General features: G+C 62.9%; 15 protein-coding genes. 5 read left to right on the top strand and 10 right to left on the bottom strand.

Translation table 11 applies throughout. The features are described from left to right. Nucleotides 1–33 precede the first annotated feature (33 nt). Complete coding sequence (gene tnpB / locus AKG11_RS02535; protein WP_256364416.1) at nucleotides 34–222, top strand: transposase; 189 nt, start codon at nucleotides 34–36, stop codon at nucleotides 220–222. Nucleotides 223–291: 69 nt separating this feature from the next. After that, nucleotides 292–1,824 carry an IS66 family transposase gene (locus tag AKG11_RS02540; RefSeq protein ID WP_050742833.1) on the top strand — a complete coding sequence of 511 codons (1,533 nt, stop codon included), beginning with the start codon at nucleotides 292–294 and terminating at the stop codon, nucleotides 1,822–1,824. 34 nt (nucleotides 1,825–1,858) lie between these two features. Here AKG11_RS02540 and AKG11_RS34340 read toward each other — a convergent pair whose 3' ends face one another. From AKG11_RS34340 to AKG11_RS35075, 8 genes are all read right to left on the bottom strand, one after another. Continuing rightward, the gene (locus AKG11_RS34340; RefSeq protein WP_050742834.1) at nucleotides 1,859–2,179 is read right to left on the bottom strand and encodes a hypothetical protein; all 321 of its coding nucleotides are present in this window, start codon (nucleotides 2,177–2,179) and stop codon (nucleotides 1,859–1,861) included. Nucleotides 2,180–2,191: 12 nt separating this feature from the next. Beyond that, nucleotides 2,192–2,827: an SH3 domain-containing protein gene (locus AKG11_RS02550; protein WP_078706666.1), complete on the bottom strand. Its 636-nt coding sequence runs from the start codon at nucleotides 2,825–2,827 to the stop codon at nucleotides 2,192–2,194. Nucleotides 2,828–2,948: 121 nt separating this feature from the next. Further along, nucleotides 2,949–3,668 (bottom strand): ABC transporter ATP-binding protein, encoded by a 720-nt coding sequence (locus AKG11_RS02555; RefSeq protein WP_050742835.1) that lies wholly within the window; start codon nucleotides 3,666–3,668, stop codon nucleotides 2,949–2,951. Continuing rightward, nucleotides 3,665–4,828, bottom strand: a complete 1,164-nt coding sequence (locus AKG11_RS02560) for an ABC transporter permease (protein WP_050742836.1) — start codon at nucleotides 4,826–4,828, stop codon at nucleotides 3,665–3,667. The genes AKG11_RS02555 and AKG11_RS02560 overlap by 4 nt, the downstream gene beginning before the upstream one ends. Further along, nucleotides 4,825–6,123, bottom strand: coding sequence for an efflux RND transporter periplasmic adaptor subunit (locus AKG11_RS02565; protein ID WP_050742837.1), 1,299 nt, complete (start codon nucleotides 6,121–6,123; stop codon nucleotides 4,825–4,827). The genes AKG11_RS02560 and AKG11_RS02565 overlap by 4 nt, the downstream gene beginning before the upstream one ends. 6 nt (nucleotides 6,124–6,129) lie before the next feature. Beyond that, on the bottom strand, nucleotides 6,130–6,408 hold the full coding sequence (locus tag AKG11_RS02570; RefSeq protein ID WP_245290093.1) for a cysteine rich repeat-containing protein: 279 nt from the start codon (nucleotides 6,406–6,408) through the stop codon (nucleotides 6,130–6,132). Beyond that, nucleotides 6,405–6,899, bottom strand: coding sequence for a sterol desaturase family protein (locus AKG11_RS02575; RefSeq protein WP_245290094.1), 495 nt, complete (start codon nucleotides 6,897–6,899; stop codon nucleotides 6,405–6,407). The genes AKG11_RS02570 and AKG11_RS02575 overlap by 4 nt, the downstream gene beginning before the upstream one ends. Nucleotides 6,900–7,028: 129 nt before the next feature. Then, nucleotides 7,029–7,544 (bottom strand): hypothetical protein, encoded by a 516-nt coding sequence (locus tag AKG11_RS35075; protein ID WP_197283952.1) that lies wholly within the window; start codon nucleotides 7,542–7,544, stop codon nucleotides 7,029–7,031. A 9-nt stretch (nucleotides 7,545–7,553) separates the two neighbouring features. Here AKG11_RS35075 and AKG11_RS02585 point away from each other — a divergent pair, with 9 nt between their 5' ends. Together AKG11_RS02585 and AKG11_RS02590 are read left to right on the top strand one after the other, a co-directional pair. Beyond that, on the top strand, nucleotides 7,554–8,270 hold the full coding sequence (locus AKG11_RS02585) for a response regulator (RefSeq protein WP_050742840.1): 717 nt from the start codon (nucleotides 7,554–7,556) through the stop codon (nucleotides 8,268–8,270). Then, nucleotides 8,267–9,634 carry a sensor histidine kinase gene (locus AKG11_RS02590; protein ID WP_245293360.1) on the top strand — a complete coding sequence of 456 codons (1,368 nt, stop codon included), beginning with the start codon at nucleotides 8,267–8,269 and terminating at the stop codon, nucleotides 9,632–9,634. The genes AKG11_RS02585 and AKG11_RS02590 overlap by 4 nt, the downstream gene beginning before the upstream one ends. Nucleotides 9,635–9,869: 235 nt before the next feature. On the opposite strand, the gene AKG11_RS02595 is transcribed toward AKG11_RS02590, so the two are convergent. Together AKG11_RS02595 and AKG11_RS02600 are read right to left on the bottom strand one after the other, a co-directional pair. After that, a complete protein-coding gene (locus AKG11_RS02595; protein WP_050742841.1) occupies nucleotides 9,870–10,142 on the bottom strand; it encodes a conjugal transfer protein TraD in 273 nt (90 codons plus the stop codon). Between the two features lies 1 nt (nucleotide 10,143). Beyond that, nucleotides 10,144–10,470, bottom strand: coding sequence for a conjugal transfer protein TraD (locus AKG11_RS02600; RefSeq protein ID WP_197283953.1), 327 nt, complete (start codon nucleotides 10,468–10,470; stop codon nucleotides 10,144–10,146). A gap of 171 nt (nucleotides 10,471–10,641) precedes the next feature. Between AKG11_RS02600 and traA the strand changes: the two genes are divergently transcribed. Next, nucleotides 10,642–13,596 carry a Ti-type conjugative transfer relaxase TraA gene (gene traA, locus AKG11_RS02605; RefSeq protein WP_050743145.1) on the top strand — a complete coding sequence of 985 codons (2,955 nt, stop codon included), beginning with the start codon at nucleotides 10,642–10,644 and terminating at the stop codon, nucleotides 13,594–13,596. Nucleotides 13,597–13,715: the final 119 nt, after the last annotated feature.

Here is a 13,715-nt window from a genome sequence, read left to right on the forward strand (position 1 = left end):
GAAACGGGTGCATGACCCGCACTAACTGCTGACCTGCGCTGGTCGGGGCTGCATTCTCAGATGAGGTACAAGCGGCTGGAGGATGGCGAGTTCCGCTGGCCGAAGGTGCAGGACGGGATCATGCGGCTGACCGCCGCGCAGCTGTCGGCGCTGCTCGAAGGTCTCGACTGGCGACGGGTCCATGAAGCCCGCCCGACGCGCGTTCCGGCGCAGGCGGGTTGATCCGCGACCAAGTGAATCAGCCCGGATTCCACGGTCGCCCGGTGCCGGCGAATATGGTCTGATCCGCTCATGGCGATGACGGCGGACCAGCTTCCCGACGATCCGGATGCGCTGAAGGCGATGGTCCTGGCGCGCGACGTCGAGAATGCGCGGCTGATCCAGATCATCAGGGAACTGCAGCGTCACCGCTTCGGCCGGCGCGCCGAGACGCTGCCGGAAGACCAGTTGCTGCTGGGCCTCGAAGAGGCCGAGCAGATCGAGGCCGCCGGCGAGGAAGAGGCCGAACGTGTCGACCCGCGCGAACGCAATGAGCGCGCCACAAAGCGGCGAGCCAACCGTGGCGCGCTGCCGGCGCATCTGCCTCGCATCGAAACGATCGTCGACATCGACAATCACGTCTGTCCGTGCTGTCGCAATGGCCTGCACCGGATCGGCGAGGATGTGAGCGAGCGGCTCGACATCGTTCCGGCGCAGCTGCGCGTGATCGTGGTGCGCCGGCCCAAATACGCCTGCCGCGCCTGCGACGATGTGGTCGTTCAGGCTCCGGCTCCCGGCCGGCTGATCGAAGGCGGCCTGCCGACCGATGCGACCGTCGCCCAGGTGCTGGTCTCCAAATACGCCGATCACCTGCCGCTCTATCGCCAGGCGCAGATCTACGCCCGGCAGGGCATCAATCTCGACCGCTCGACGCTCGCCGACTGGGTCGGCCGCGCCGCCTGGCACCTGCGTCCGGTGCACGAGCGACTGCTGGCGAAGTTGAAGGCTTCGCCAAAACTGTTCGCCGACGAGACGACGGCGCCGGTGCTCGATCCCGGCCGTGGCAAGACCAGGACCGGGCAACTCTGGGCCTATGCCCGCGATGATCGGCCGTGGCAAGGAGCCGACCCGCCGGGCGTCGCCTATGTCTATGCGCCGGACCGAAAGGCCGAACGTCCGATCACTCATCTGGCGGGCTTTACTGGCATCCTGCAGGTCGACGGCTATGGTGGCTATCGCGTGCTCGCCGACAAGAGCGGTGCCACGCTCGCCTTCTGCTGGGCACATGTGCGCCGCCGCTTCTACGAACTTGCCGCAGCCGGTCCCGCGCCGATCGCCAGCGAGGCGCTCCGGCGGATCGCGGAGCTCTACAGAATCGAAGATGACATTCGTGGACGATCGGCGGAGCAGCGTCGTGCCGTGCGCCAGGAAAAGAGCCTCCCGATCGTCGCCGATCTCGTACCCTGGCTGCGCGAGAAGCTCGAGCTGATCAGCCAGAAGACAAAGCTCGCCGAGGCGATCCGCTACACGCTCTCGCGCCGGGATGGCCTCTCGCGCTTCCTCGACGACGGTCGCATCGAGATCGACAGCAACACCGTCGAACGCTCGATCCGCCCGATCGCGCTGAACCGCAAGAATGCACTCTTCGCTGGATCGGATGGCGGCGCCGAGCACTGGGCCGTCGTCGCTTCGCTGATCGAAACCTGCAAGCTCAACGGCGTCGAGCCGCTCGGCTACCTCGCCGACGTGCTCACCAGGATCGTCAACGGCCACCCCAACAGCCAGATCGACGATCTCCTCCCCTGGGCCTACATTCAGGCTCCCGAGTTCAGGGCCGTGGCCTGACAACAGCGCTTACGAATAAGAACCGTACCGAGGGTTAGCAATCGATCAGGCGGACGGTTGAGGTCGCTAGAGAATCGTAGTCATCGCCCGGATAGTCCGGTTGACTATAGTAGCTCACGCAGCGTTCCGTTTCGGCAGCCTCGTCGGAAAGGCAGACCTGGTATCCATCCTCGTCAAGATAGAGACTCACGCATACCTCTCCCCGACCGCCATCCGGCGTGATGCAAAAAAATTCCAACGGCTCTTCCTCGAATTCGCTGCCGTCCATTCCGGCAAGTGCCAGTTCAAACGGACCAGCACCAGCCAGAAACAACGTCAATAAAAGCAGCGTCCATCGCACGCGGTGAGACGACATGGGCAGTCTCCTTTACCAACGGAAATGCCCTGCGCCGCTTCGCGTGCCGCCATTCGGACCGACGGCGCGATAGCCGCCGACACAACCATAGGGACCGCATCTACGGGCGCCCTGGACACTACCCCCATTGGGGCCGATGATTGTGCCAGCGCCAGCACAGCCGCGGGGACCGCATCCACGGGCTCCGGAGGCGGTGCCGCCATAGGGGCCTGTTACCGTGCCGGAGCAGCCGTTTGGTCCGCAGCTGCGAGCCGCCTGGCCGTAATAGGCGGGGCCGCGATAGTACCAGGGATAGCTGGCGTAGTGGTTGTCCCAATAGGCCTTGTTGAAGGCAACAACGGCGACCCCGACACTTGCGGCAACGGCCGGCGACAGGACGACCGGGGCACCATTGTAGACCACCTGAACATAGCGTGCCGACACCCAGCCCCGGTAGCTGCCGAAACCGATATCGCACCAGGTGTAGCCCGGCAGACAGCCATGGGTGACGATGCGTGCGCCGACCGGAACGACGACAACGACAGGATATCCCGTCGAGGGTCCGGCCCTTAGATTGACGTTGCCGGTGGCAACTGCAACGGTCGCCGCCGCAGCCATGGATGCCATGGCAAATACCATGACGATCGCGATGCATAATCTCTTGATCATATCCCTATCCCTTATGATGGACCGCGACTGCGGAGCCTTCCAACCGCGAGGCTAGGCCCCGAACATCGCTCGCCCATCTCGCGGACGTAGAAATTTGTAGCTTTTTGTTGCATGGCCGGACTCAGAGAACCTGCAGGCGGTCCGGCCCCGCTCGTTCGCCGACGACGCGACCATCGGTCAGCTCGATCGTCCGGTCAAAGAGATCGAGCGACCGGGGATCATGTGTCACAACCACGATCCCGGCTCCCCTCGTGTCGGCAATCTGACGGAAGAGTTCGATCACCTGACGCCCGCGAACACCGTCGAGCGCTGCGGTCGGCTCGTCCGCCAGGATGAGGGTGGGATCGTTGGCGAGAGCGCGGGCAATCGCCACGCGTTGCTGTTCGCCGCCGGAAAGCCGCGATGGGCGATTGCCGATGCGATGTCCGAGACCGAGCCCTGCCAGCAGCCGCTCGGCGTGGCGGCGGGCATCGCGGGCAGGCACGTCATCGATTTCCATTGCCAGCGCCACATTTTCCGAAGCCGTCAGGAAGGGAATGAGGTTGGCCTTTTGAAACACGAAACCGATATTACGTCGTCGGAAGTCGCGCAGCCTGTCGAGCTCTTCTCCTGCCTTCGAAACGAGGGCGCCGCGAATTCTCACCTCGCCTTCGGTTGGCGGCTCCAGCAGGCCGGCGATCAGAAGCAGCGTGCTTTTTCCCGATCCGCTCGGTCCGAGGATCGCAACCAGCTCGCCGGCATTGATATCCAGCGAGACCCCGTCGAGCGCCTTGACGATGCTGTCGCCGCTGCGGTAATGCCGGGTGGCATCGCGCACCGACAGGATCGGCTCGGCCGTCACGACAGCACCTCCTGCGCCCTGACTTTCAGCGCCCTCCAGATCCCGAGCAGGCTCGCAAAGGCGCAAACGGCTCCTACGGCGAGCGCAAGACCCGCGAAATCCCATGGATCGATGACAACCCTTCGCGGAAAGAACGGGAAAACCAGTTTCGACATCGCCAATCCGAGAACAAGCGCACCAGCGCCGATCAGGAAGGACTGCTGGGCGATCATCGCGACGATGACGCTGTTTCGCGCACCGATGAGCTTCAGCATGGCGATCTGATGAAGCTTTTCCATCGTCAGCATATAGATGATGAGGGAGATGACGATCGCCATCACCACCAGCAGGACGCCGGTAAAAGCCAGAATCTGCAGTCTGAGGCGCCAGAGGCGCTGGTTCAGCAAAAGGTCCCGCTGGTCCGCACGCGACAGGATGTTGGCATCGCCCCATGCAAGGACATCGGCTCGGACCCGATCCTCGTTCGCCCCCTTGTCGAGGCTGACGAGAACGGCGGCGATCTTGCTGTCCTGCGGCACGGAACTTTCGGAGGCATCCGCAGCTCCCGTCCTGCCCGCCGCGTTGCGCGCCAGCAAGACCTCTTCGCTGGTGCGCCGCTTTGCGATCGCCATCGCGTCGTTGACGGTAACGAACATCAGTCCATCGCCGCTGGCGTCGACCATGCCGCGCGTCAGACCGACGATCAGGTAGTCATCCTGACCCAGGCGCACCCGGTCCTCCAGCGAGAGCCCGATACTTTCGTCGGCGATCGCCTCGAAGTGCCCGGCAGTCAGATACCGTCCTCGCTGCAGCTCAACCCACTCTCCTCGATCCTTTGGAAAATCGAGGCCGGTGATGGAGGCGCGCAAATCACGTCCTTCGAAGCTGAATTGCTGACTGATCTGAACAAAGCGCCGGACCACAGATACGCCGGCGATACCCTCGACGCGCCGGTCCATGTTTGCTGAAACGGCAGAGCTTTCGGAGAAGGGCCCGGCCCGGCCCCCTTGGACCACCCAGAGATCCGCGCCGATCTTATCCACCACGAGAAGCGCATCTCCGACGATACCCCGGTAAAGACCGACCATTCCGGTCGAGGCCATGATCAGGAAGCCGACGCCTGCCGTCGTGAGCAGAAAGCGCAGGAAATTGTATTTGACGTCCTTGAAGGCAAGATTCATCGCCTTGTTCCACCTTCGGCTATCTTCATGCCGTAATAGGCATCGCGCGGCTCGCTCAGAATGACATCGTCCGGTTGAAGTCCATGCACGACCTCCACGAACGGCCCGCCGGTGTCTCCGAGCGTCACCACGATCCAGTAGGCCCGACCGCTCTCGATGATCCAGACGCCCGATTTTCCCTGTCGCCTTTCGATCGCGCCGACCGGCACGGCAAGGACACCTTTCCTGGTGCCGACTTCGATCGTCGTCATCGCACGCTGACCCAAGGCCCAGTTTGGCGGCAGTGTTCCAGGGTGCATATCGACGGAAAATTCGCGCGTTTCGGTGTCGACTTGCCGGCTGACGCGCAGCACGGTCGCCGTCACCGAATGTCCCTTGCCGGCGCCGTTGAACCGGATGACGGCCTTTTGGTCTGGCGAAAGGCGGTAAATCGCGCTCTCGTCGAAGCGCGCCGACAGGATGACCGAAGCCGGATCAACGAGCCGGACAATCTCGGCGCCGGGTGTGATCGTGTCGCCGACATAGTGATCGCGTGAGACGACAACGCCGTCGAAGGGTGCGCGAATGGTTCCTTCAGCGAGTTTAACCCCCTGGGCCTCCGCAGTCGCGGCGGCCGAGGTTTCCTGAGCCTTGGCCTGCTCTATCGCCGCCCGTGACCGCTTGAGATCGGCTTCGGCCTGCCGGAGCGTGGCCACCGCGGTATCATAGGATTCCTGGCTTGCGATGGTTTTTTCGAGTAGCCTTTTCTTGCGATCGAAATTCTGCTGGGCATTGGCGAGTACCGCTTCGGCGTGCTCACGGTCGGCGTTGGCCAGATCGACGGCCTTGCGGGCGGCGTCGACCGAGGCCAGCGATGCGCCAAGCTCACTCTTCAGATCGTCGGTGACGATCTCGGCAATGACATCCCCCTGGCTGACCTGGTCGTTGCGATCGACCCGCATCGTCGCGATCACCCCCTGCAGTCGGGAGCTGACCGCGCTTATGCGCGTCGCGTCCAGCGTGCCGGGGCCGGTCAATTCGATAGTCAGGTCGACAGGTTTCACGGTGAATTGGTCGACGGCGTGCGAGACCAGATAGCGGTTGCCCAGCCATACGACGCAAAGGACCGCGAGCGCCATGGTGACGGCGCTAACACGTCTGAACCGCCCGCCGGGGCGCGAGGGCGGCCGGGAACCGATGACCTTGGCATCATTGGAAGCGAAACCGTCCGGCGGGGCGCCGGCATTTCTGCCGGCGTCCTTGTCCTTGGCCGTTCGCTTCTGCCGAGCGCGCGCATCTTCAACCGTCTGATCCATGAGCCGTCACTTCGGAAGAGCCTCAGCGAGCGCGGCCTGGCAGCTCGGCGTGAGGTTCGCCCGATTTGCCTGAAGGCAAGCGGCAATCCGGCCGCCACCCGGCTGAATGCCCTGGCAATACTGCTTGAGATCAGCCTTGCAAGCCTGGACGACTTTCCTCGCCAGCGCCTGCATTTCGGGGGTCATCTGGCTTTGAGCCATAGCGGCTGCGGGCGCTGCGCAAGCAGCGGCGAGCAGCGCAATGCTCAGCCAACGGGTCGGGGTCAGGCGATTGATGGCACTCATAATATTTCCTTCCATTGATCTGTCTGTTGGGGAGCATCAGCCTTCGCTCGCCCGGTTGTGGGCGATTTAGGTTTGGCTGCCGACGCCTTTTTGCGCGTGACGGGGCCGAAGAGAACGGCGATTTTTTGCTTGAGCGTGGAAGCTGCGCGCACATCTCGTATCATTGCGCTCCATTCGGAAAACGCGATGCGCAGCGGATGATGCGATGCCGAGCCGCCACGCAGACCGTAGGTCAGCGGCTTGCCGTCCGGCGCTTCGGCAAAGGTGCCGAACAGCCGGTCGAAGACGATCAGTATGCCGCCGAAGTTCCTGTCGAGGTACTCGGCGTCCGAAGCATGGTGCACCCGATGATGGGAAGGCGTGTTGAATATCCATTCGAACGAGCCGAAGCCGGGTGAGAGCTCGGTATGAAGGAAGAACTGATAGGCAAGGTTTGCCGCGAGCGTCGCGACGATGGCGAACGGATGAAAGCCAAGAAAGGCCAGCGGCAATACAAAGGGACGAAGGACTGCATGGCCGAGCCTCGATATCGCGCGAGATGATCATGAAATTGCAAGCCGGCGGCTTCCTGGGGTTCGGCGTGCCGCCGGCTCGTCACGGTGCGGACTGGCTATGGTCGACTACCAGTTGACGCTCCCCTGACGGGTGACGGTATTGCCGTTCGGGCCTGTCGTGGCCGCCGATCCGCTGCAGGAGCCACCCTCCTGGCAGGTTACCGTTCGTGACCGGGAATAGGTCTGGCCGTCCGGACCGCTTCGGGTCACATCGCGCGAGCAGGAGCCGCCCGAGCAGCCGCCGCTTGCGTGCATCGAGGCTGTGCCGTTGGCGCCGCTCACCGAACGATCGCGGCTCCACGCATTTGCGTCAGCGGCTGCCGTCAATGCAAATGTGCCGGCCAGAACCGCGGCGGTGATGGTCTTCATCATGATCTTGTCCTCTCTGTCATCAGACTTTGCAGGAATGAGACTTTGCAGGAATGCCGAAAGCCGGGTGCATTCGACATACGGACAAGATTCGACGCTTTCGGTATCACGCCGATAAACAGCCTGTGTCGAGATGTTCGGTTTTGTTGCTGACGTGTAGAGAATTGTAGCAGCGGCCTCCGCATTCTTGATCGCACTCTGGTTTCGGTTCATTTTCCGGCCATGGAAGACTTGGTACGCACAATCCTCGTCGTGGACGATGATCCGGAGATAAGGCGACTCGTCGCAGCCTTGCTGTCACGCGAAGGCTTCGACGTCCGAACCGCCGAAAACGGCCTGGAACTGGACGATGTTCTGCGCAGGGTTCGGCCGGATCTGATCATCCTCGACCTGATGCTGCCGGGAGAGGACGGGCTTTCGATCTGTCGTCGCATGCGCTCCGAGGGCGCTTTTCCCATACTGATGCTGACCGCCAAGAACGACGAAATGGATCGGGTGGTGGGACTGGAGGTCGGTGCCGACGACTATGTTTCGAAACCGTTCGGACCGCGCGAACTCCTTGCGCGCGTGCGCGCCCTTCTTCGCCGCAGCCAGTCCCAGCCTCTCCAGGCCGCGAGCCGGCGGTACGGTTTCGATCGCTTCATCATCGATCTCGATGCTCGCCAATTGACTGACGAGGACGGCGAACCGGCAACACTGACGAGCGCGGAATTCGACCTTCTGACGTGCTTCGTGCTGCGCCCTCGCCGCGTTCTCTCTCGCGATCAGATTCTCGACTGGACGCATGGCCGCAATGCCGATCCGCTCGACCGGACGGTCGACATCCTGGTGTCGCGGCTGCGCAAGAAACTGGAGAGTCTCAGCCCCGGCAACACCCTGATCAGTACGGTCCGCAACGGCGGCTATCTGCTGACGGTGCCGGTGCGGCAGGTACTATGATGTTCCGTCTTGGGCTGTCCACTCGGATCCTCGGCGTAGGCGTAACGTTCCTTTTGACCGCCTGGATCGCGCTCGTGGCGTTTTACTACTGGTCGAACGGCCTCAGTCGCATCTCCACCTATCCCCCCACCACCCAGATTCTCATGGTGGCAGATGTATTGTCGGAGGCCGGACCGCAAGCGCGCAGAAAACTTGCTGCGGCGATCGGTTCGTCCGTCCTGACCGTGGAGATCGATCCGCCCGGCGTGACGGCGCCGGAACCGGTCACGCGCGAGCATATGGAAGATCTGCCGGAGTTTGCCGGCTACCGCGATGCGCTGGGAGAGAGGCTTGTTTCGATCAGTAGACTTGGCGCTGCCGAATCCGGTGCCAGGCGGCCGCGTTTGTTGGCAGGAGCGATAGACCCCATCGAGTTCCGGGTGCGGCTGAACGATGGCGCCATCGCGCGGCTGCAAACAAAGACGCCGTTTATCGTCACACTGTTCGGTCTTCCGGCCGGCATGGGTGCCGGCTTGGTGGGAACGCTTTTCGCGCTGGCTGCCTTCATTCTTCTTCACCGGGAAATACGACTGTTGACCCAGCTTGCAGCCGCGGTGGACAGGATGGATCCCTCCGTGGAGCCGGTGCAGTTGACCAAAATCCCTTTCCGGACGCCGGAAACCGTTGCTCTCGTGAAGGCATTCGAGCGGCTGCAGAACCGGCTTCAGTCCATAATCAGCAGCCGGTTCGCGCTCATCAGCGGCGTTCAACATGACGTGCGATCTTTTGCGACGCGTCTGCGGCTGAAAATCGACCACATCTGCGATCCGACAGAGCGGGAGAAGGCGATCCGCGATATCGCCGATATGGTTGACCTTCTCGACAACGCTCTGCTGACCGCCCGGGCCGGCGTCGGCGCACTCGATGAAGAGCTTCTGGATCTCGTCGCCCTTGTCGAGCAGGAGACCGCCGATCTGAAGGCATCGGGCTGGAATGTGGCCCTGAAACCCCCGCCACAATATCGAGAGATACTCGTTATAGTCGATCGCCTCGCAGTCAGGCGAATCCTCGCGAACCTCGTCGACAACGCCATGAAGTATGGGCAGATCGCAAATGTTACGCTAAAGGAGCGCGACAACACAGCGGTCATCCTGGTCGAAGACAATGGTCCGGGCATTGCTGAAGGCGAAATCGATCTTCTTTTGGAACCGTTTGTTCGCGCGGAGCCCTCGCGTGCCCGCAAAACCGGTGGGGCCGGGCTTGGCCTTGCTGTGGTTAGAAACCTTGTAGAAGCCCAAGGCGGGACGATAGTTCTAGGCAACCGTCCCGAAGGCGGAGCCCGTGTAGAAATCCGCTTCCCACTATTCGAATCTCAAAAGGCATAGCCTTGGGTCAACGACTCTTATCACATCTGCGCCCGAGACGACGCCAATCGCCTTCAATCGCAAGGGCGCTGATCCGGGACAACGCGGAAGATCGCGATCGCATCTTCAACCATCTCTTCAGTCGGACCTTACGCGAGGTATGCGAAACTCCGACTTCCTGATCCACATCAATTTTGCGCGGCAAGCCGCGCGATAGCGGGCGGCGCTGCGATATGTGGGGTCTCCGCACCGCCCGCTATCGCTCACGCCCTGTCGTGCTGGTCGCAACCGAAGTGAGATTCATGCCGTCACGTTCCGCCTCGAACGCCTCTTTCCCCTTTCCGGCCCACAGCGCCCGCGCCCGTTCGCTGTCCTCGCTCTGCAACTTGTCCGCCATCCAGATCATCGCGCCGTAGATCATGGCGCGATCGTCGCCGGTCAGGTCCACGATCCCGGCTTTGACGACGAGACCACCCAGCTCAATCAGATGCCGCGTGCGCTTGCGGCGCTCGACCTGCCAGCTTCGCATGTCATGCCGCGCCCGTGCCGCCTGATGGCGGTTGCGCGCCGCCCGATTGCGCCGGAGCGCCGCCGTTGTCGCGCTCAGATGCCGGAGCAGATCGCCGCGATCGGCCCTGAAAAAACGCGGCCCCGCGCTTCGCCCACGCCTCCCTCTTTCCGGCTTCCTTGGTTTCGGCCAGCACGATCAGCGCGCCCGCCAGTTCCTCGGCGCTGAGGGCGTCGGCGCCAGTCGAGATGACCAGCTCGCCAAGCTGTTGCACTTTGCGGGCTTTCAGGTCTCGCGCCTTGTCTTCCAGCGACTTCAGTTCCGCATCGAAGTCCCGTGGCTTGCGCATCGCCATCTCCATAAGCTGTTGCTGGAGCGATGATAGTTGAGCGTCTGCCGCAATGCTGTAAGGTTGCCGAGACAAGCTGAAACGGCGCGGGATGTCCCGAGAAATTCATTTCGAGGGCGCGCTTATACGTCGTTCCGACGTGCGCTCAGAGGTGTAGATGATTTGATCGCGATGGCGATCTATCATCTTCACGTCAAGGTCATTGGCCGTAAGGCCGGAAGCAGCGCGGTGGCCTCCGCCGCCTACCGCTCGGCCTCGCGAATGCGCGACGAGCGCATCGACCGCGTGCAGGATTTTTCCAACAAACGCGGCGTCGTCCATTCCGAGGTGCTATTGCCGGACGGTGCGCCCGAAGTCTGGTCCGACCGCGAACGCCTCTGGAACGATGTGGAGGCATTCGAGGTGCGCAAGGATGCGCAGCTTGCGCGCGAGGTCGAATTCGCCATTCCGCGCGAGATGAGCGAGGAACAAGGGATTTCCCTTGCCCGCGACTTCGCACAGTCGGAATTCGTCGATCAGGGCATGATCGCCGATCTGAATGTGCATTGGGATTTTGCCGAGGACGGCAACCCCAAGCCCCATGCCCATGTGATGCTCACCATGCGCAGCGTGGATGAAAACGGTTTCGGCCAGAAGGTGCGCGACTGGAACCGGACGGAGATGGTCGAGCGCTGGCGGGAACGCTGGGCCGATCATGTCAACGAGCGGCTTGCCGAACTCGACATTGACGCGCGCATCGATCACCGCAGCCTAGAAGCACAGGGCATCGGCCTTGAGCCGCAAAGCCAGATTGGCGCACCGGCGCAGCGCATCGAGGGCGAAGGCGTTGAAGCCGCCGACCGCACGGACATGCACCGCGAGATTGCCCGCAACAATGGCGAGCGGATCATTGCCGATCCTTCCATTGCACTGGACGCGATCACGCAGCAGCAATCAACCTTCACGCGGCGCGACATGGCGAAGTTCGCCCATCGCCACAGCGACGGGTTGGACCAGTTCAACGAGGTCATGGGCGCGATGGGAAACGCCCCTGACCTGATCGAACTCGGCAAGGATTCTCGTGGCGAGGATCGGTTCACCACGCGCGACATGATCGAGGCCGAACAGCGCCTGCACCGCGCGGCGGAAATGATGGCCGAGAAGCAGTTGCACGAAGTCAGCGACCGGGACCGCGAAGCCGCATTGGTCCGCGCCGAACAGCGCGGCCTTGTCCTGTCCGGCGAGCAGGCCGACGCGCTGGCGCATGTCACGGACGGGCGCGACCTTGGTATTGTCGTCGGCTACGCCGGAACGGGAAAGAGCGCCATGCTCGGTGTGGCGCGCGAGGCATGGGAGGCGGCAGGCTACGAGGTGCGCGGCGTGGCCCTGTCGGGTATCGCCGCCGAGAATCTGGAAAGCGGTTCTGGCATTGCGTCCCGCACCATCGCCAGCATGGAACACGGCTGGAAAAACGGTCGCGACATGCTGACTTCGCGCGACGTGCTGGTGATCGACGAGGCGGGCATGGTCGGCACGCGGCAGATGGAGCGCGTCCTGTCCTATGCGGCCGAAGCCGGGGCCAAGGTGGTGCTGGTCGGCGATCCGCAGCAGTTGCAATCCATTGAGGCAGGCGCGGCATTCCGGTCGATCCATGAGCGCCACGGCGGCGCGGAAATCGGCGAGGTGCGCCGCCAGCGCGAGGATTGGCAGCGCGACGCCACCCGCGATCTGGCGAGCGACAGGACCGGCAAAGCGATCAACGCTTATGATAGTCACGACATGGTGCATTCCGCTGAAACCCGCGAACAGGCACGCGGCGATCTGATCGACCGCTGGGACCGCGACCGGCAGGCTAACCCCGACGCAAGCCGCATCATCCTCACCCACACCAATGCCGAGGTGCGAGAACTCAACGAGGCCGCCCGTGACCGGATGCGGGAGGCTGGCGATCTGGGCGAGGATGTGCGCGTCAAGGTCGAGCGCGGAGACAGAAATTTCGCCAGTGGCGAGCGCGTGATGTTCCTGCAAAACGAACGCGGGCTTGGCGTGAAGAATGGCACGCTCGGCACAATCGAACAAGTCAGCACCCAGAGCATGACGGTTCGCACCGATGACGGGCGCAACGTCTCGTTCGAATTGAAGGACTATGACCGGATCGACCACGGCTATGCCGCGACCATCCACAAGGCGCAGGGCATGACCGTGGACCGGACGCATGTGCTGGCAACGCCCGGCATGGACGCCCACGGCAGCTATGTCGCCCTGTCTCGGCACCGTGACGGCATGGACCTGCATTATGGCCGCGACGACTTCGCCAGTCAGGACAAGCTCATCAGCACCCTGTCGCGCGACCGGGCCAAGGACATGGCGTCGGACTACGAGCGCGCCGACCCGGCCCAAAGCTTTGCCGAGCGGCGCGGCATCACTTTCCGCGAGCGGATGGAGCGGGTTGTCAAGATCGTCAAGCGGGTTCCCGAAAAGGTGCGCGGCATGTTTGATGGCCTGCACCTGGCCGCAGACGGTGCAGCCGTTTCGGACGCGGTTAGGCAGCCGGAAAGGAAGGATGAGGAAGACCCGGAAGCCGCCTTGCGCCGCGCCCGCAGGCAGGCGCTTGTCCGCCATGCCCGCGCCTCCGATGCGATCCTTGACGCCAAGCAACAGGGTCTCACGCCTTCCGACGAGCAGCGGCGTGAGTTGGGCGCGGCACGGCGGGCCTTCGAGGAAGTCCGCCCGCACGGCTGGCAGGATGCGGAGGCGGCTTACAGCAAGGACAACAGCCTTGCCCGCGAGGCGGGCGGCGGCAGGATCGACCGCGCCATCCGCGCCCTCCAGCTCGAAACAGAAATCCGCACCGATCCGGCCCGTGATCCGAACTGGCGCGCGGATCGTTTCGTGGAGCGCTTTCAGGAACTCGGGCAGGCGGGCGAACACAGATATGCGGCTGGCGACTATTCCGGCCACAGAGCCGCGCGGGCGGAGATGGGCAACATGGCGATGAGCCTCGAACGCGATCCGCAGATGGAATCCCTGCTCGAAGGCCGCAAGAAGCAACTCGGCATCAGCATGGATTTCGACTCAGGCATGAGGCTTGGTCGGCAACTCGCCCTCAGTCACGGTCTCGGCAGGGGCCGGGGCATCGGTTTGTAGATCGTAGAACCTACCTTTTTGCCGCCCTTTGTACGCCGCAGCACTACGACGGCTAAATACTTCTTGCACAACGACAAATCGTTGCTCTGTCTGGTCTCTGTAATCGCCAGAAACAGCCA

The organism is Shinella sp. SUS2 (genome assembly GCF_001262505.1).
Classification (GTDB): domain Bacteria; phylum Pseudomonadota; class Alphaproteobacteria; order Rhizobiales; family Rhizobiaceae; genus Shinella.

Bases quoted from the DNA above. Each gene is read 5' to 3' on its own strand.
- AKG11_RS02540 (WP_050742833.1), top strand. From the start codon at position 292: ATGGCGATGACGGCGGACCAGCTTCCCGACGATCCGGATGCGCTGAAG.
- AKG11_RS34340 (WP_050742834.1), bottom strand. From the start codon at position 2,179: ATGTCGTCTCACCGCGTGCGATGGACGCTGCTTTTATTGACGTTGTTT.
- AKG11_RS02550 (WP_078706666.1), bottom strand. From the start codon at position 2,827: ATGATCAAGAGATTATGCATCGCGATCGTCATGGTATTTGCCATGGCA.
- AKG11_RS02560 (WP_050742836.1), bottom strand. From the start codon at position 4,828: ATGAATCTTGCCTTCAAGGACGTCAAATACAATTTCCTGCGCTTTCTG.
- AKG11_RS02565 (WP_050742837.1), bottom strand. From the start codon at position 6,123: ATGGATCAGACGGTTGAAGATGCGCGCGCTCGGCAGAAGCGAACGGCC.
- AKG11_RS02570 (WP_245290093.1), bottom strand. From the start codon at position 6,408: ATGAGTGCCATCAATCGCCTGACCCCGACCCGTTGGCTGAGCATTGCG.
- AKG11_RS35075 (WP_197283952.1), bottom strand. From the start codon at position 7,544: ATGAACCGAAACCAGAGTGCGATCAAGAATGCGGAGGCCGCTGCTACA.
- AKG11_RS02585 (WP_050742840.1), top strand. From the start codon at position 7,554: ATGGAAGACTTGGTACGCACAATCCTCGTCGTGGACGATGATCCGGAG.
- AKG11_RS02590 (WP_245293360.1), top strand. From the start codon at position 8,267: ATGATGTTCCGTCTTGGGCTGTCCACTCGGATCCTCGGCGTAGGCGTA.
- AKG11_RS02595 (WP_050742841.1), bottom strand. From the start codon at position 10,142: ATGCGAAGCTGGCAGGTCGAGCGCCGCAAGCGCACGCGGCATCTGATT.
- AKG11_RS02600 (WP_197283953.1), bottom strand. From the start codon at position 10,470: ATGCGCAAGCCACGGGACTTCGATGCGGAACTGAAGTCGCTGGAAGAC.
- traA (WP_050743145.1), top strand. From the start codon at position 10,642: ATGGCGATCTATCATCTTCACGTCAAGGTCATTGGCCGTAAGGCCGGA.